The 18441-nt window shown below is 50.3% G+C and carries 16 protein-coding genes; 7 read left to right on the forward strand and 9 right to left on the reverse strand.

Features of this window, described 5'->3' with window-relative positions; all coding sequences use genetic code 11:
- Window position 1 precedes the first annotated feature (1 nt).
- From EYB30_RS14420 to malQ, 7 genes are all read right to left on the reverse strand, one after another.
- Entirely contained in the window at window positions 2-1018 is a 1017-nt protein-coding gene (locus EYB30_RS14420; RefSeq protein WP_206674652.1) for a hypothetical protein, read from the reverse strand.
- A gap of 28 nt (window positions 1019-1046) precedes the next feature.
- Window positions 1047-1856: an alpha/beta fold hydrolase gene (locus tag EYB30_RS14425; RefSeq protein WP_166839605.1), complete on the reverse strand. Its 810-nt coding sequence runs from the start codon at window positions 1854-1856 to the stop codon at window positions 1047-1049.
- Window positions 1857-2041: 185 nt separating this feature from the next.
- Complete coding sequence (gene purT, locus EYB30_RS14430; protein WP_206674653.1) at window positions 2042-3244, reverse strand: formate-dependent phosphoribosylglycinamide formyltransferase; 1203 nt, start codon at window positions 3242-3244, stop codon at window positions 2042-2044.
- The gene (gndA, locus tag EYB30_RS14435) at window positions 3241-4770 is read right to left on the reverse strand and encodes an NADP-dependent phosphogluconate dehydrogenase (RefSeq protein ID WP_166839606.1); all 1530 of its coding nucleotides are present in this window, start codon (window positions 4768-4770) and stop codon (window positions 3241-3243) included. The genes purT and gndA overlap by 4 nt, the downstream gene beginning before the upstream one ends.
- A 93-nt stretch (window positions 4771-4863) precedes the next feature.
- On the reverse strand, window positions 4864-6936 hold the full coding sequence (glgX, locus tag EYB30_RS14440) for a glycogen debranching protein GlgX (RefSeq protein ID WP_166839607.1): 2073 nt from the start codon (window positions 6934-6936) through the stop codon (window positions 4864-4866).
- A gap of 36 nt (window positions 6937-6972) precedes the next feature.
- Window positions 6973-9165, reverse strand: coding sequence for a 1,4-alpha-glucan branching protein GlgB (glgB, locus tag EYB30_RS14445; protein ID WP_166839608.1), 2193 nt, complete (start codon window positions 9163-9165; stop codon window positions 6973-6975).
- Between the two features lie 117 nt (window positions 9166-9282).
- Window positions 9283-11466 carry a 4-alpha-glucanotransferase gene (gene malQ, locus EYB30_RS14450; RefSeq protein ID WP_166839609.1) on the reverse strand — a complete coding sequence of 728 codons (2184 nt, stop codon included), beginning with the start codon at window positions 11464-11466 and terminating at the stop codon, window positions 9283-9285.
- A 197-nt stretch (window positions 11467-11663) separates the two neighbouring features.
- Between malQ and gap the strand changes: the two genes are divergently transcribed.
- Window positions 11664-12674 carry a type I glyceraldehyde-3-phosphate dehydrogenase gene (gene gap, locus EYB30_RS14455; RefSeq protein ID WP_166839610.1) on the forward strand — a complete coding sequence of 337 codons (1011 nt, stop codon included), beginning with the start codon at window positions 11664-11666 and terminating at the stop codon, window positions 12672-12674.
- A gap of 212 nt (window positions 12675-12886) precedes the next feature.
- Window positions 12887-13726, forward strand: a complete 840-nt coding sequence (locus EYB30_RS14460) for a D-hexose-6-phosphate mutarotase (protein ID WP_166839611.1) — start codon at window positions 12887-12889, stop codon at window positions 13724-13726.
- Here the strand turns inward: EYB30_RS14460 and EYB30_RS14465 are convergent.
- Complete coding sequence (locus EYB30_RS14465) at window positions 13723-13917, reverse strand: hypothetical protein (RefSeq protein WP_166839612.1); 195 nt, start codon at window positions 13915-13917, stop codon at window positions 13723-13725. The genes EYB30_RS14460 and EYB30_RS14465 overlap by 4 nt on opposite strands.
- A 74-nt stretch (window positions 13918-13991) precedes the next feature.
- A complete protein-coding gene (locus EYB30_RS14470; RefSeq protein ID WP_166839613.1) occupies window positions 13992-14273 on the reverse strand; it encodes a hypothetical protein in 282 nt (93 codons plus the stop codon).
- Window positions 14274-14658: 385 nt separating this feature from the next.
- On the opposite strand from EYB30_RS14470, the gene ccoN reads away from it, so the two are divergent.
- The 5 genes from ccoN to EYB30_RS14495 all read left to right on the forward strand — a co-directional run bounded on the left by ccoN (window position 14659) and on the right by EYB30_RS14495 (window position 18436).
- Window positions 14659-16086, forward strand: a complete 1428-nt coding sequence (ccoN, locus tag EYB30_RS14475; RefSeq protein ID WP_166839614.1) for a cytochrome-c oxidase, cbb3-type subunit I — start codon at window positions 14659-14661, stop codon at window positions 16084-16086.
- 10 nt (window positions 16087-16096) lie between these two features.
- Window positions 16097-16708, forward strand: a complete 612-nt coding sequence (gene ccoO, locus EYB30_RS14480; protein WP_166839615.1) for a cytochrome-c oxidase, cbb3-type subunit II — start codon at window positions 16097-16099, stop codon at window positions 16706-16708.
- 5 nt (window positions 16709-16713) lie between these two features.
- The gene (locus EYB30_RS14485) at window positions 16714-16893 is read left to right on the forward strand and encodes a cbb3-type cytochrome oxidase subunit 3 (RefSeq protein ID WP_166839616.1); all 180 of its coding nucleotides are present in this window, start codon (window positions 16714-16716) and stop codon (window positions 16891-16893) included.
- Entirely contained in the window at window positions 16886-17863 is a 978-nt protein-coding gene (gene ccoP / locus EYB30_RS14490) for a cytochrome-c oxidase, cbb3-type subunit III (protein WP_166839617.1), read from the forward strand. Before EYB30_RS14485 ends, ccoP begins: the two co-directional genes overlap by 8 nt.
- An 87-nt stretch (window positions 17864-17950) precedes the next feature.
- The gene (locus tag EYB30_RS14495; RefSeq protein ID WP_166839618.1) at window positions 17951-18436 is read left to right on the forward strand and encodes a FixH family protein; all 486 of its coding nucleotides are present in this window, start codon (window positions 17951-17953) and stop codon (window positions 18434-18436) included.
- The last annotated feature ends 5 nt before the right edge of the window (window positions 18437-18441 follow it).

Consider the following 18441-nt stretch of genomic DNA (forward strand, 5'->3'; position numbering starts at 1 on the left):
GTTAATCCTTATTTTGGTTGCATTGCATATTAAACTGCACGCAGTCTATAAATGCCTGCGGTTGATCCAGCCCTAGATACAGATAGGTAATTTTGTCGTCGGCCTGCCGCAGCTCGATAGCAATATTCGGCTCGCCGGCAAAGTTGTATCTTTTGCTATCGCTCGAGCGTGTGACATAGCCTTTGTGCCGGCGAATAACGAAGATATTCGCCAGTGGTATTATCCGGCGGTTAAAAATACCGTAGCGGATATAAATATGCTCAGCACCAATGGATACCGGCCTTATTGCCATGGCACGATACTCAGCAATAAAAAACATCAGGCTAAACAGGGTTAGGCCGCTGACGATATTGGCAGCCAAAGGCGACCAGGCAAAATGTAAAAACAAATGTACCAGAGGCAGCTCCAGCGCAATCAGCAAGATAAAACCCTGCGCATTAGTTTGTGCGCCATCTTTTACGTGATAACTAAAATGCTTATCGCCCTGAAATTGCGCTGGCTTAATTTTGCTGGCAAACAATAAGTAGGTCCAAAGCCGGGTTTCAAAGGCAAGAATATCAGCGGTTATCCCTTTTCCCAGTAGCCGCTCAATGGGTTGGCTAATGGCTAAATCTGGTTCTGCTTGTTGCTTCAGCGCACTTCGGATGGCCAGATACACCGTTAGCACAGCGGCAAGCTCAAACAGCAAAAACAGCGCGACGAGCAGATAGCGGCCAGACTCCAGATAATGCCATACCAGTTTACTTTGCGCCGGAATAATATAGCTACCCACCAGCACCGCTAAACTGCACAACACAGCCGCTTTTATTGCCGCCTGCTTTTTATCTTTTATACAAATAAAACACAGCAGCGGCAGTACCAGCAGGGCATCAATTAAATACAACCACTCAACGTTAGCCACGCCATAGTCATTCAGCCAATGTTCGCCCTGATAATAAAAGCCCCAACTAACGGATATCAGCAGCAGAAACAGCAGCGGCAATTTTTGTTTAATACTGTCAGCCAATGTATTAGGCATAGCGTTCTCCCGGCGGTAACGTTTTAGCTCAGTTAGTTCGCAGTATCGCTAGCAGCCGTGTCAGTTCAGCCAGTACGAGATCCGGCTGGTCAAACTGGACAAAATGGCCGCTTTTATCGGTTAGTACCGTGCGCCCTTGTGGAAAAGCTCCCGCCCAGCTTTGCCAGTGTACGCCCCAGAGTTCACGGCCTTTATCGGTAAAAAATAAGTTTGGCGGGTTATCCATGGTTTTAACCGAGGCAATGACCGTTACCGGCATGTCCTTAATTTGCGGATAGTCCGGCAACGGCCTCTTACTCCAAAAGTCCAAGTATTGGTTCGACATGCCGTTTTTCATATCATCAAGCTTTATCGCTGCAATTTCTTTATTAGCTTGCTCAAGGTCAATGGCGCGAAGTATGTCAACGTCATGCTCGCTTGATGGGTCCAGCAGCAATAACGCTTTAACTTTATCCGGATAAGCGGCGGCGAAATCCCGCGCTACACTGCCGCCGTACGAGTGCGCAACATAAATCACCGGCGTGGTGATATTAAGTTTTTCCAGCAGCGCGCTGGCGTAGTCGGCATAATCGCGTGAAGTAAAATGGCGTTTTATTTGCGTTGATTTGCCGTTGCCAACACGGGAGTAACGAATAACTGTCGCCTGCTGTGTGATCCGGCTAAACACTGGATCCCAATCCGTCATCGGCGAGCCGCCGCCCGCTTCCAGCAATACGGTATGCTCGCCGTTACCGGCAATTTCATATTCCAGTTCAAATTCATTAACCTTAATAAACTGGCTGTGGGCCGCAGACAGGTTAAAACAGATTGCCACGCAGGCGAAGAGGATAAATTTCAAAATAGCTCCTTTATTTAGTATTTGACGACGAAGCGACCTGGTGCACCATGTTCAACATTCCTTATCTTAGGTTCGTAATGAGCTAGCAGTCGATAATGCTAGAGGACTTTATTAGCAAAGTGAACAACTTATTTACAATGCCAGACATTAAAAAACCACCCGCAGGTGGCTTTTCTTCAATACCGCTAATTAAGCGTCACTGTTAACTTACTAATGACGTTTAGCGCCTTCTGTGTGGCCGCCTCAACGCTGTCGCTCAGTGCCAGAGCAACACCCATACGCCGCTCGCCCTGAACCTCGGGTTTGCCAAAAATACGCAGCTCGGTATCCGGCTCAGTTAACGCTGCTGCCAAACCCTGGTACTGAATATCCGCACTGTGGCCGGGCACTAACAACACCGCCGAGGCGGCCGGGCCGTATTGCTTAATCTGTGGTATTGGCAGGCCTAAAATAGCGCGGGCATGTAAGGCAAATTCGCTTAGCTGCTGCGATATCAGCGTGACCATGCCGGTATCGTGTGGCCGTGGTGATACCTCAGAGAAATACACCTCGTCACCTTTAATAAACAGCTCTACGCCGAATAAACCGCGGCCGCCTAAGGCTTCAACAACGGCTTTGGCGTAGTGTTTTGCGGTTTCAAAGGCTTTATCGCTCATCGCCTGCGGCTGCCAGCTTTCACGGTAATCGCCTTTCTCCTGGCGGTGGCCTATTGGTGCACAATATTGAATGCCAGACAGCGAATTTACCGTCAATAGCGTAATTTCGTAATCAAAGTCAATAAAACCTTCCACGATTACCCTGCCCTTACCGGCACGGCCACCTTCCTGCGCATATAACCAGGCGGCATCCAAATCAGCGTCTGAACGCAGCACGCTTTGGCCTTTGCCGCTGGACGACATTATCGGTTTTACTACGCAAGGGTAACCAATAGCGTTTACTGCAGCAATAAAACTGTCTTTATCGCTGGCAAACTGAAATGGCGAGGTGGCTAGTTTTAGCTGTTCTGCCGCCAGGCGCCGAATACCTTCGCGGTTCATCGTCAGGTTTACCGCCTTAGCGCTGGGTACCACATTAAAACCGCAGTCTTCCAGCTCAATCAGCACTGAAGTGGCTATGGCTTCAAGCTCAGGTACGATTAACGCCGGTTTTTCACTTATTACCAACTGGCGCAGTGCAGCGTTATCCAGCATCGACATCACGACCGCTTTGTCTGCCACCTGCATCGCCGGCGCATTCGGGTAACGGTCTACGGCGATAACTTCACAGCCGTAGCGTTTAAGTTCAATGCACAGCTCTTTGCCCAGCTCGCCGGCGCCTAATAACAGCACCTTAGTACTACTGGCGGTGCCTGGGGTACCTATGTGTTGGATATTATTCTGTGAGCTCATTTTATTTTCACCATTGGCCGCTGCGGGTTACTCCAGTCGACGTGGAACATCTTGCCTTTGGCTTTATCAGTGCGCTCAAAGGTGTGGGCGCCGAAATAATCGCGCTGGCCTTGCAGCAGGTTAGCCGGCAACACGGCGGTGCGGTAAGAGTCGTAATAGCTAAGCGCACTGCTTAGCGCGGCTACCGGAATACCGGCTAAAGTGGCGTTGGCCACGGCTTTGCGCCAGTTTTGTTGATATACCGAAATTTGTTTCGCAAAAAAAGGGTCCAGCAGCAGGTTTTCCAGCTCGTCATTACGCTCGTAAGCCTCGGTGATAGACTGCAAAAACACCGCGCGGATAATACAACCTGCCCGCCAGATCTTAGCAATTTCAGCAAAGTTCAGCTGCCAGCCATGCTCGTCCGCAGCGGTTTTCATTAGGTGGAAGCCCTGCGCATACACGCAGATCTTGGCGCAGTACAAGGCGTCATGCAGTGCCTGAATAATGTCTTGTTTTTGCTCGGCAGAAATTAAATTTTGCGCCGGACCCGCCAATACCGTGGCGGCTTTAACCCGCTCATGCTTTAACGCCGACAACGAACGGGCGTACACCGCCTCTGCAATAGTCGGCGACGGGCTGCCCAGTTGCAGGCTGCTGACTGCGGTCCATAAACCGGTGCCCTTCTGACCGGCTTTGTCCATAATCACATCCACCAGTGGCAAGCCAGTTTCAGAGTCTTTAGTGGCGAGGACATCGGCACTGATGCCAATTAAATAACTGTGCAGTTTGCCTTCATTCCAGCCTTTGAACACCTCGGCAATTTCTGCTGCCGGCATGCCCAAAATATCACGCATCACCTGATAGGCTTCACATATCAGCTGCATATCAGCGTACTCGATGCCGTTGTGCACCATTTTTACGTAGTGGCCAGAGCCGCTCGGGCCAATGTAGGTAGCGCAGGGTTCGCCTTCTGTTACCGGGTTACCGGGCTCAAAACGCTCAATGGGCTTGCCACTGACCGGATCCACTTTAGCGGCAATAGCCTGCCATAGCGGTTTAATCCGGGTCCAGGCATAAGGGTCGCCGCTTGGCATCAATGACGGGCCAAAACGGGCCCCTACTTCGCCACCTGACACGGCGGTAGAAAAGAAGATAAACTTACCTTCGTAGTCTTTTTCCCTTGCAACGGTATCTGTCCACAGGCTGTTGCCGGTGTCGACAATAATGTCATCAGCCTGAATACCGGCATCAATAAGTTTATGACAGACATCATCGACCGGTTTACCGGCTGGTACCGACAATACGATTAAATGCGGTGCAGATAAACGCGACAGTAATTCTGTGTAAGAGCTGCAGGCGATAACGCGGGCGGGTTTGTCGCCACGCTCGGCTTTATCCTGCGCCAGCACAGCTTCCAGCTTTTGGTGGTCCAGGTCAAAGGCGGCAACGCGATAGCCATTATCAGCCAGGTTCAGAATAAGGTTTTTGCCCATTACACCGGCGCCAACAAAACCGATATCGCAAAGTGCAGCTGTGTCTGTCATCTGACATTCCTTCATTATTTTTCACTGATACGCGCCGCCTGTACGGTGACGCGTCTGAACGGCGCGCATTATACTGAAACGAAACCGATAAACCTACAACCAGACCGAGATACTGTGCGGATTTTGCAGATATTGCGCCAGTGGCTTTGTCTGGTGTTTCAACATACCTTTGGCCACACTGGTATCGAATAACGGCTGCCAGGCGCGTTGCGGCAAGGAAAGGTCCAGGGCATGCGCGCCGGCATTAAACACAAACAGTAAGCTGGCTTTGCTGGCTTTATTACGGATCTGAAAAATACAAGCCGCACGTTCAGGGTCGTGCCAGTCATGCTGTTGCTTTTCACTGCCATCGGGCAAAAACCAGCTTATCTGATGTTTATCACCGTGTAGCTGATAGTTGTCATCTAACAAAGACAATTGCTGCAGACAGCTGTATTTACGCCGCAGCATCAGCATCTGGCGGACAAAGTTAAGAAAATCCTCTTCATCGCTGTCCAGATGCCAGTCCAGCCAGCTAATGTCGTTGTCCTGGCAGTAGGCATTGTTATTACCACGCTGGCTGTGGCTTAGTTCATCACCGCCAAGCCAATGGATCATGCCCTGACTAAGCAGCAGTGTTGCGACCAGATTACGTTTGTGCAAATAGCGGTTTGCCAGCACGATAGCGTCTTTTGTTGGCCCTTCCACACCATGATTGCAGCTTAAATTATGGCCATGGCCGTCGCGGTTTTCCTCGCCGTTAAGCCAGTTATGTTTGTCCTGGTAGCTGACCAGGTCGTGCAAGGTAAAGCCATCATGATAAGTTAAATAGTTAACACTGCAGCATGCCGGTTTATGGTGTTTCTGAAAAATGTCGCGCGAGCCGAGCAACCGGGTGGTAAATTCCGGCAGCACGCCTTTATCGCCACGCCAGAACGCGCGAAAAGTATCACGGCATTTATCATTTAGCTCTGACCAGTGTGCAGGAAATTGGCCCAGCTGATAGCCCATAGGGCCAACATCCCAGGGTTCGGCGATTAATTTGGCTTGAGACAACACCGGATCCTGGGCGATGATTTGAAAAAACGCGGCATAAGGGTTAAAGCGCTTGTGCTCGCGTGCCAGCGTGGTGGCTAAATCGAAGCGAAAACCGTCTACCTGCATCTCGGTTAGCCAGTAACGCAGCGCATCCATCACCAGTTTTTGCACCATAGGATTTGCCAGATTCAGCGTATTACCGCAACCGGTATAATTACTGGCCTGGCTAAAATCGGTAATGTCAGCGTGGCTTTCAAACAGATAATAGTGTTTATTGGCCAGGCCGCGAAAGCTAAGCAAGGGCCCGTCCTCGCCAGCTTCGGCGGTGTGGTTAAATACCACATCTAAAATTACCTCGATGCCAGCCTGATGATAAGTGCGAACCAGGGTTTTAAACTCGGTAACGGCATCCTGCAGCTGATAACGTGGCTCAGGGGCAAAAAAACTCACCGGGTTATAGCCCCAGTAATTGGTCAACTGCAGTTTAGTTAACCTGGGCTCCGCCATAAACGCCGCCACCGGCAGCAATTGTAGACTGGTAATGCCAAGTTGCTGCAAGTGCTTAATCACAGCCGGATGGCACAAGCCCAGATAGGTGCCGCGTAATGCTTCCGGCACATCCGGGTGCAGCATCGTCATGCCTTTAACATGGGCTTCGTAGATCACGGTTTTTTCCCGCGGCACTTGCGGTTTGGTTACACCCTGCCAGTCAAATTCGCTTTGCCTGAGTACACCTTTGGCCAGCATATAATGGCTTTTAGCGGCATAAAGCCGCGCATTAAAGCCTAAGCTGCGGTTTAATTGCTTTACGTAGGGGTCAAGCAGAATGCGCTCAGCGTCAAACATCAGGCCGTGCTCCGGCTTATCTGGCCCACTCGCTTTTAACGCATACAAACTTCCCTCAGCAATACCTGATACCTGCAAGTGCCAGATATCACCGGTACGGCCTGAAAACGCCAGCTCACCGAGCAGTTCTTCGGTATCCGGCTGATACAGACATAAGGTTAGCGCGCTGGCGTCGGGTGCAAATACGGCAAAGTTCCATACCTGCTCCACGCTGTCTGCCACCGGCTCAGAGCGCAAACACGTTGCGCCCAGTGGTGCAGCGCTACCCACCGACATCGTTAATAGGGGGATATGGTAGCTCATCGTCTGACACTTCTCTGTTATATCAGGTGGCAGGCATTAAGCTGCCTGGCGTTTTTTACGTAAATACAAGGTCGCCAACGGTGGCAGCTGCAAACAAAGGTGCTGCGCCAACCCGTGATACTGGCCGCTAATGCTGTGAAGTGGCCCGCCAACGGCATAATTACTGCCCCAGTAGTATTCACTGTCAGTGTTCAGAATAACCTCATACTCTCCACTGTGCTCTACGCCGAGTAAAAAATTATTGCGCGGTAACGGCGTAAAGTTACACACCACATAAATGGCATCCCCGTTGGCGTCGCGGCGCAAAAAGCTCAGGGTGCTGTTATCCGCATCCTGATGGTCAAGCCAGCGAAAGCCGTCCTGGGCGTAATCCAGCTGATATAACGGTGCACAGCGCCGGTAGGTATGGTTTAAATCACGTAATAACTGTTGCATGCCACGGTGTTTGTCATAATCAAGCAAATGCCAGTCCAGGCTTTGCATATGGCTCCACTCACGGCCCTGAGCAAACTCATTGCCCATAAAATTCAGTTTTTTACCCGGATGGGCAAACATAAACGCATAATAAGCACGCAAATTGGCCGCTTGCTGCCATTCATCGCCGGGCATTTTATTCAGCAAGCTGCCTTTGCCATGCACCACTTCATCGTGTGACAGCGGCAAAATAAAGTTTTCGTTGTAAGCATACACCATCGAAAACGTCAGATCGTTATGATGATAACGCCGGTAAGCCGGGTCTTTGCTGATATAACGCAAGCTGTCGTTCATCCAGCCCATATTCCATTTGAAGCCAAAACCCAGGCCGCCCATATCTACCGGCCGTGACACCATCGGAAAAGACGTCGACTCTTCGGCGATGGTCATAGCATTTGGAAACTTAGCGTACACCTCGGTATTAAACCAGCGGAAAAAGCTGATGGCTTCATAGTTATGGTTGCCACCATCAACATTGGGGATCCACTCGCCTTCGTTACGTGAATAATCCCAGTACAACATTGACGCCACCGCATCTACACGCAAGCCGTCAATATGAAAATGCTCCAGCCAATACAGCGCACTGGCCACCAGAAACTGGCGTACATAGTCTTTACCATAGTCATAAATGCAGGAATTCCAGTCCGGGTGCCAGCCACGGCGCGGATCTTCGTACTCGTATAAATGCGAGCCATCAAAGCGGGCTAAGCCGTGACCGTCTTCCGGAAAGTGCGCCGGTACCCAATCCAGAATAACGCCAATACCGGCCTGGTGGCAGGCATCAACAAAGTATTTAAAGTCGTCCGGGTTGCCAAAGCGCGAGGTTGGTGCAAACAACCCCAGTGGTTGATAGCCCCAGGAGCCATCAAACGGGTGTTCCATTACCGGCAGTAATTCAATATGGGTATAGCCCATGTCCAGCACATAAGGAATAAGCTCATCTGCCAGAGCACGGTAACTGAGTGGCTGATTATCCGCGCTGCGCCGCCAGCTGCCAGCTTGTAGCTCATAAATGCTCATCGGGCTGCTAAGCGGATCGGCTACCGGGCGATTACGCCAGGCGCTATCCTGCCACTGGTAGTGGTTGTGGTCATATACTAAAGAGGCATGCGACGGATACTGTTCAGCATAAAACGCCATCGGATCGGCTTTATGCGGCAATAAATGACCATTTTTATCTTTAATTTCATATTTATAGCGCACGCCTGCAGCCACTTGGGGTATCACCAACACCCAGTGACCACAGTGGGTGCGCTGCATTGGGTGTACCCGTCCATCCCAGCTGTTCATATCACCGATGACACTGACGCTGCTGGCATTGGGTGCATAAACCGCAAACCGGGTAGCATTTATCGTGTTGCCGCCATGCTCAACGGCGATTAACTGCGCCCCCAGCTGCCGATACAGGTTTTCTGGCTGATTGGCCACATAGTGCACCGCATAATAGGCTTCATCCGTAAACTGATAAGGGTCCAGCAACGGGTACTGATAACTGCCCGCCGTGACGTTAAGGATATAGGCTTCTGCTTTGCGTTTTTTCGGTAATACCAGCTCAAATACGCCGGGGAAATCCGTATTGGCGTTAAGCTCGCCGAGCGTTTTGCCGGTTTTCGCGGCTACCGCGCTTACTGCAGTGGCATGGGGCAAATACACCCGCAGCACTAACCCCACTGTGCTGTCTGGCTTTAATGGTTGCCAGCCTAATACTGAAAATGGTTCGGCACACTGTACCTGTTGCAATAGCGCTAAACTCATTATGTGTCCCTTTAGGTTATGTACTACTGTGTCATCGTTGTACGTTATCTCAGACGTCAAGCCTTGGCGTCAGTCTGTATCAGCATCAGCCTGTTTGGCGATGGCGTATTGCGCCAATCATCCGGCCGCCTTGCTGCGCTGCTGACTAATATCAGTAAATAGCTGCTTTATCACCGGATCCTGACTCCACTGCTCCAGCGGCTGGCTAAGCTTGCGCCGCCAGTTAGGGTACTCGTCGCTGGTGCCGGGAATATTCACCGGCTGACTCATTTCCAACGCATCTTCCAGTTGTAAACACAGTAACTGGCTCTGCCCAGCAGCCAGATGACGTTGCATGGCAAAATTCAGTGTGCGGTCCATGCCAAGATGCTCTGCACTTCGGCTATACTCGCCCGGCAGCACCTGGTGGCCGTGCAACGAATCCAGAATACGTTGTTTGTTGCGATGACGCTGCTGATACAGCTGCTGCAACTGGGCATCGTCTTTATATAAACCAAGCGTTTGGCCCAGACGTAAATCTTCGCAATGCCAAAAACCGATTAACGTAGGCAAATCGTGTGTTGTCAGCGTTGCCATTGCCTGCATTGGGTAATGTGCAGGTGAGATATAACCACCATCAGCCGCGGTTTCAAAAAAGAACACCCGGTACGAATACACTCCGTAGTCGCTTAACAGCTCGCGAATGCCATCGGGCACGGTGCCTAAATCTTCACCGATAATCACCGCCTGCTGGCGTTGGCTTTCTAGTGCTAAAATACCGAGTAAATCCAAAATCGGGTAATACACATAGCCGCCACCCGCAGCATTTTCAGCCGTTTTCGGCACCCACCACAGCCGCAATAACGCCATTACATGGTCAATCCGCAGCGCGCCGGCATCTTGCATATTGGCGCGCAACAGCTCAATAAACGGCTGATAAGCTTGTTTGTACAGTTGATACGGATACATAGGTGGCAAGCCCCAATTCTGACCGGCCGGGCCCAGTGGGTCCGGCGGCGCACCTATGCTGGCATCGCGGCAGTATAAGTCGGGGTTAGCCCAAATTTCCGTTGACGCTTCACTTACGCCAACCGCCAGATCGCGATACAAGCCAAGTAACATTCCCTCATCCTTTGCCACCTGCTGTGCACTGGCTAACTGTTGCTGGGCAATAAACTGCAGATAACAGTAAAAATCCAGCTCTGCTTTATGCTGCTTCGCAAACTGCTTTACTGCTGTCGATGCCGGATCACGGTACTCGTCTGGCCACACCGGCCAGCCCCAATGCCTTTGGTCCTGCTGAGACAAATGCATATGCAAGGCGTCATACAGCGCCAGCTGTTGCAGACTGTCACCACCTTGCTGCTTAAATTCCTTAAACGCTTTATTTAGCGCCCCACCGCTGCGTTGTTCAGTAAACCATTGGTACAGGCTTCTCATTACCGGCAGCTTTAACTGCATCACACCGCTGTAATCAACATAGTCTTTCGAGCGCTGCGCTGCCAGTTGCTGCATAAAAGCCGGCGCGTTCACCAAACTTTGTGTGCGGCTGCAATCGTTAAACCCTGGCATGGCGGTTACATCAATATAACTGATATTCAGCCAGCGTCTGGAGGACGGACTGTAGGGGCTGGCACTGTCTGGCATCGCCGGATAAAGCGCATGAATAGGGTTTAAGCCGACAAAATCGGCGCCCACTGCCGCTAAATAACGCAGTGTATGGCTAAGATCAGTAAAATCGCCAATGCCCCAATTGCGTGCTGAACGCAGAGCATAAAGCTGTAGCGCTACCCCCCACTGCTTTTTTTGACTAAAAGCGTCAGGCTGATAACAGCGACCCGGTGTAATAATAAGCCGCTGACTACAACTGCCATCGGCCAGTTGCAGCTGATGATAACCGGCGGCTAAATGCACCGGCAGCGGATGCTGATACTGATGATATTCAACCTCATCAAGCTGTACCACCTGCACCAGCTCGCCGTCTACCGGGGTCAGATTAAACTGCTGCGCTGTGCCATCTTCGCTGATAAGTGTCAGTGCCAGCGTAGTATTCGCCTGCGCCAGAGGCACCTGTAACAGCAAATGTTGCGGTTGGGCCGCATCTTGTACCGACACCGTCGGCAACAGCTGTTGCCAGTACTCCAGTTGCCGTTGCAGTAACTGCCGCCTGGCGCTTTCATCATCGTTAATATCGAACCCCTGTGCTGCCAGCAACTGCAATTGATGTTGTTCACTGACATGGCCGGGCTTGCCCCAGGCATCATTAAATTCAGTTTCTATGCCACAAAATGCGATCAATTCGGCCCTTAAGCTGGCGTCCATCGGAAATCCTTAGTCTTGTCAGTTGGCTAACGCCCATTCTAGGCGGCATTGGCGCTAATGTCATTGTTCATTTATGTCATTTAATTACATTAAAAGTGGTTTTATGCCGTTTTTGACTTGAAAAAGCCGGCGAATAATGTAATTTTACTACATATATCTTGGTGCAGCTTCAATACAACAATTTTAACGGGGTAACTATGACAATTCGCGTTGCAATTAACGGTTTTGGCCGTATCGGCCGTAATGTGTTGCGGGCTTTATATGAAAGCAGTAAAAACTACGATATTCAGGTCGTTGCTATTAACGATTTGGGCGATGCTGCCATTAACGCCCACCTGTTAAAGTACGATACGGCGCATGGTATCTTTGCGGCGAATGTTGAACACAGTGACAAAGCCATTTTTGTTAACCAGGATGAAATTATCACCCTGAGCGAGCGTAATCCGGCAAACTTGCCCTGGCAGCAGCTGAAAATTGATGTGGTATTGGAATGTACCGGCCTGTTTACCGACCGCAAATCGGCTGGCGCGCATTTGGACGCCGGCGCGAAAAAAGTGATTATTTCGGCACCGGCTAAAGATGTTGATGCGACTATTGTTTACGGCGTAAACCATCAGATCTTAACCGGACAGATGAACATTATTTCTAACGCGTCTTGCACCACTAACTGCCTGGCACCAATTGCCAAACCGCTTAATGATGTGTTGGGTATTGAGTCTGGCCTGATGACCACTATTCATGCTTATACCAATGACCAGCGTTTAAGTGATGTATATCACACCGACGTGCGCCGCGCCCGTGCCGCTGCAATGTCGATGATCCCGACCAAAACCGGCGCAGCTGCCGCGGTTGGTCTAGTGGTACCTGAGCTGATGGGTAAATTTGATGGCCTGGCAGTACGCGTACCTACGCTGAACGTATCTCTGGTCGATTTAACCTTTATTGCTGGCCGTAACACTTCTATTGATGAAATAAACGACATTATCCGCAAAGCCGCCGGCTCGGATGTCATGGCAGATGTGTTGGCAGTAAACGATTTGCCACTGGTATCCGTCGACTTTAACCACAACCCGAAATCGTCTATTTTTGATGCCACCGAGACCCGCGTTAATGGGCGTTTGGTAAAAGTGATGAGCTGGTACGACAACGAATGGGGCTTTAGTAACCGCATGCTGGACAACACTGTCGAGCTTATGAAGCACGTTTAAGCCATTGCAACCTGAAACAGCCAGCTTTATGCTGGCTGTTTTGTTTTAGCATACTTTGGCTGTAACACTGCAGAGCAGGAAATTCTTTCTTCACCGCCTTCAACAGCACATCCCTGTGCTGTCTCAGCCTGCGCGGCATCCATGCCGCTGTTACGAAAGAACACCTGCTCCACAGTTATCGAGATCAGAGTTATCGCCCGGAGCACAACACATTGAAAACGGCAATTAATCAACTCACCGGCTTTGCCCATTTAACCGACCTGCCCTGTATTAGCCTGCAATATGGTGCGGCCACTGCAGTTATCTCATTGTACGGCGCTCAGCTGTTATCTTATAAGCCCAGCGCTGAGCGTGAGGTGCTGTGGTTATCCCCCAAAGCCGGCTGGCATAATGGCCAGGCTATTCGGGGCGGCATACCAATTTGCTGGCCCTGGTTTGGCCCTGCATCTACGCCGTTTAACCCGGATAATAAGGCTTTACCTAATCACGGACTGGTGCGAAATCGTTTATGGCAACTGGCCCAGCAACATAGCAGCCCGAACGGCGTCAGTGTCTGCCTGCAGTTGGAACTTAATGATGTGCCGCACTACCGTGGCACTGTGCTGGTAAAACTGGCGGTTAATTTAAGCGATAGCCTGAGTGTACAGCTAAGTTGCAACAGCCCGATGCCTCAGCAGGGCGCATTACACAGCTATTTTAACATTGGTGACATAGGCTCGGTATTGATCCGCCCGCTGCCGGCGCAATATCAGGATAAAGTGTCAGCTAAAACGGCGGTTGAACCACAGCTAAGTACAGGCGTTTGCACTGAGGTAGATCGCATCTACTCTAATAGTGCCGCCCAGTTACGACTGGATGCGCAAACCGGTGCTGTAGCGATACACCAGGCCGGGCATGATGCAACAATAGTATGGAACCCCTGGCAAGAAAAAAGCAGCCGCACGGCAGATCTGACGCCAGACGGCTACCAGCGTTTTGTCTGTGTTGAAAGCGCCAGACTGCATACCGACAGTGCTACGTTATCGTTGCAACAACAGCTTAAGGCAGTTTAAAACTCGTTACCTTTTAAAAACTGCTTTAAATCCTGCTGCGGGTAGCCGAGCTGCCCCAGCAGTTGTGGCACTTCATCCATTGGCATGAACACATTCTCAAAGTGTTCAACTATGCCATAGAGATCAACACCCTGCTCTTTCATGCGTTGCGCTGTCGCCAGATGAATATTACGTACAAACTCACTGGTCATCTGCTTTGCTCCACCTTAATTTCACCGCCCGATAGTGGCTACTTTTTAAGCAAACCTCAAGCAAAAAATAAGCTTTAACGCCAGCTCGAATAAAACTGTTGTTTTACCGTGCGTTTTTCTCCGTCAACAAACTCCAGTTCAAGCTGCAGTTGCCATTGCATTTTCGGATCGCTACACGCACCGAGCAAAAACTCAGCCTGCCATACTTCACCCTGCTGTGTGAACCGTAGCGGCACCCGGCCCATATACATTGATACGCCTGTCAGCTCGGCGCTGACTTTCGCTAAGCCAATTGCGCTTAGCTGTAACTGCAGCGGGGTTTCAACCGGGGCCGACGCCGGGCTCAGTTGTAACATAATGTTGTTATCCTTCAGCAGCGTAAGGCTGGCAGGCGGTGCGACCGCTGCTGGCTGACACCCTCCAAGGCTGAATAACACAACGAACAACAGATAAAAAAGTGGCATACGTAGCGGCTTAAAACAGAAAAGAGCCTTATTGTACTTGGTTTTTATGAAAAGCTTCAAACAACGGCTACACTTGGTTATTTAGTGAGCAATGACTTTGTTCTAAATCATAAAACGGGCTGTTTTACCTATCTTTTCAGGGGTAAAACCCTTAAGATGCAGCCCCAAATTGGTAGACAAAATATTGCTTACATCGGGTGTTTTATCTACCTATAACAAGAATGGCTGCGCAAACAGCCAGTGTCAGTAACCAGCAAAAACTGCAGCGGAACTCAACATGAGCCAGACCAATTCGTTAAATGTTGACTACAACTATAGCGTTGTCCGCCTCTTTGCCTTAACCACCGTTTTCTGGGGGATTATAGGCATGGCGGTGGGCGTGTTAATTGCGGCCCAGTTATACTGGCCAGCGTTAAACTTTGAAACGCCATGGTTGACCTATAGTCGCCTTCGTCCTTTACATACCAATGCGGTAATTTTCGCTTTTGGTACCAGTGCCTTATTTGCCACCAGCTACTACATCGTCCAGCGTACCTGTCAGGTGCGTTTGTTCGCTGAAAAACTGGCAATGTTTACCTTCTGGGGTTGGCAAGCCGTTATCGTTGCTGCGGTAATTACGCTGCCAATGGGTTTAACCAGCAGTAAAGAATATGCCGAGCTGGAATGGCCAATTGATATTTTAATTACCCTGGTCTGGGTTTCTTATGCCATTGTCTTCTTTGGTACTTTAGTCAAACGTAAAACCAGCCATATTTATGTTGCCAACTGGTTTTTAGGTGGCTTTATCCTGACCGTGGCCGCGTTGCACATTGTTAACAGCATGGCTGTACCGGTAAGTGCGTTTAAATCTTACTCGATTTACGCCGGTGCCGTAGATGCCATGGTGCAATGGTGGTACGGCCATAATGCGGTAGGCTTTCTGTTAACGGCTGGCTTCCTGGGTATGATGTACTACTTTGTACCTAAACAAGCGGGTCGTCCGGTGTATTCATACCGCTTATCTATCGTACATTTTTGGGCGCTGATTGCGCTGTATATCTGGGCTGGCCCACACCATTTACACTACACTGCCCTGCCTGACTGGACTCAGTCTTTAGGTATGGTGATGTCAGTGGTGCTGTTTGTGCCAAGCTGGGGCGGCATGATCAACGGTATTATGACGCTGTCTGGTGCCTGGCATAAACTTAAAACCGACCCTATCTTGCGCTTCCTGATTGTATCGCTGTCGTTCTACGGTATGTCGACCTTTGAAGGCCCGATGATGGCAATCAAATCAGTGAATGCGCTGTCGCACTACACTGACTGGACCATCGGTCACGTTCACTCTGGCGCTTTAGGCTGGGTAGCGATGATTTCTATCGGTGCCATTTACCACCTGATCCCGGTGTTATACAACCAGGGCCGGATGTACAGCATTTCGCTGATTAACACCCACTTCTGGCTGCACACTATCGGTGTGGTGCTGTATATCGTTGCGATGTGGATCTCGGGTATTACTCAGGGTATGATGTGGCGCGCGGTTAACACCGACGGCACGCTGACCTATAGCTTTGTGCAAAGCTTAGAGGCGTCAATGCCGTTCTATCTGATGCGCTTTATCGGTGGTGTGTTCGTCGTAGCCGGTATGTTGCTGATGGCGTACAACGTGTACAAAACGGTACGTGCAAAAGATGAATCATTACAACCCGTGCCAGCAGCTGCGTAAGAGGTAAGTTATGTCGAACAAGAATCATCATGACAAAATTGAAAGAAGCGTTGGCCTGCTGGGTATTTTAACGATTGTTGCCATTAGCTTTGGTACCCTGGTGCAAATTACACCATTGATGTTTATGGATGAAACCACGCAACCGGTAGATGGCATGAAACCTTACACTGCACTGCAGCTGGAAGGCCGTGATATCTATATTCGCGAAGGCTGCGTTGGCTGTCACAGCCAGATGGTGCGTCCGTTCCGCGCTGAAGTAGAACGCTATGGCCACTACTCAGTAGCCGGTGAAAGCGTATGGGATCACCCTTTCCTGTGGGGCTCTAAACGCACCGGACCAGATTTAGCCCGGGTTGGCGAGCGCTACAGCGATGACTGGCATTATGCGCACCTGATGGACCCTCGCTCAGTGGTGCCGCAGTCTAATATGCCAGCCTATCCGTGGTTGGACAAAAATGTGCTGGACGGTAAACACACGGCGAAGAAAATGACGGTATTGCAAGGCTATGGTGTGCCTTATACCGAAGACGATATCGCCGGTGCAGCGGAAGCTGTACAGGGCAAAACTGAAATGCAGGCCTTGATTGCTTACTTGCAATCACTTGGCACTCATCTGAAGTAATGCCGATGGAATACGCAACGATACACAGTATTTTTACCGTGATTTTGTTTGTCGCCTTTGTCGCTTTTGTTATCTGGGCTTATAGCAAGAAACGTAAAGCCGACTTTGACAACGCAGCAAACCTGGTGTTTGACGACGAACAAAAAGCACAACAAAAAACCAAACAGGAGTCCGATCATGAGTAGCTTTTGGAGTGCTTGGATCATAGTGTTAACCCTGCCGGTACTTATCGGCTGTGCTGTACTGCTGAAATGGAACCTGACTAACCATGTTGGTGTTCCGGAAGACTCAACCACTGGCCACGAAGTGGACGGTATTGAAGAAATTAACAACCCACTTCCGCGCTGGTGGACCTATATGTTCGTACTGACGCTGGTATGGTCAGTATATTATCTGGCAGCCTACCCTGGTTTAGGGAACTGGCAGGGCTTTTTAGGCTGGACCAGTTCTAACCAGGGCGTTAAGTCACTGGAAGAATCACGTCTGGCTGTCGAAAAAGCCAAGGCAGAGGGGCTGAACGTGCAGCTGGACCGGGAGGTATTTAAAGCCGATGAAGTGTACGGCCCCGTGTTTCAGCAGTTTGCCAAGCGCGACGTGTTAGATCTGGCTTATGATGATGACGCCATTAAAATTGGTCAGCGCTTATTTTTACAAAACTGCGCGTTGTGCCATGGCTCTGACGCCCGCGGCCAGCAAGGCTTCCCTAACCTGACTGACAACGACTGGTTGTACGGCGGTACGCCGGATAAAATCAAAGAAACCCTGCTATATGGCCGTAAAGCCGCTATGCCAGGTTGGTTTGACGCGTTGGGCGAGCAAGGCATTAAAGAAATGACGGCCTATGTGCTGAGTTTATCTGGTCGCACGGTAAATGACCGCGAAGCCGAAGCCGGTAAAGCAAAATTTGCCTTGTGTGCCGCATGCCACGGCGCAGACGGTAAAGGCAGCCTGGCGCATAACCTGCCATTTGGCGCACCCAACCTGACCGATAACATCTGGTTATACGGCGGCTCTGCCGCTGCAGTGGAAGAAACCCTGACTAAAGGCCGTTATGGCCAGATGCCAGCGTTTAAACAAACACTGGGCGAAGATAAGGTGCATATCCTGACTGCCTATGTTTACCGCTTAGCGCATCCGGAGCCGGCAGCACAATAAGCTGATGTTTAAGCGAAAGAATAAGCCCCGTTTCGGGGCTTATTTATATACAATAGCGGTTAATGCGTTTTCGTGTTTGAGGTAGTGATGCAGCAAGATACAAAACCCTGGTATAAACAGCTTTGGCCATGGATCTTAATTGCTATTCCGGTGGTCACAGCAATTAAAGCGGTGCATACCATAGTGGTTATGCAGCAGCACTCACCCGATCTGGTGGTCGATGACTACTACAAAGCCGGCCGGGCCATTAATATGCAGTTAGCTAAATATCGTGAAGCGGCGCTGCGTAATTTAGACGCCCATGTGCTGGTTGCAGGCAATCGCGCCGTCGTGCGCTTTGCCGAAAATACCGTATTAGACGGCACTGTACATCTGGATTTTTATCATCCCACGCTGGCAGAACGTGACTTTGCGCTGGATGCCGAGCGCAGCGGCGAATTGCTCTATGTCGCTACCTTACCTGTAACCCCAAGCGGCAAATGGCAACTGGTGGTATCGGATGCCTCCAAAGACTGGAAGCTGCGGGCCACGTTGGAGCTGCCGGCCAGCAATGAAATTAAGCTGGGTTACTGATAAGG

The sequence above is a fragment of the Rheinheimera pleomorphica genome (assembly GCF_011634895.1).
GTDB classification, from domain to species: Bacteria; Pseudomonadota; Gammaproteobacteria; order Enterobacterales; family Alteromonadaceae; genus Alishewanella; species Alishewanella pleomorphica.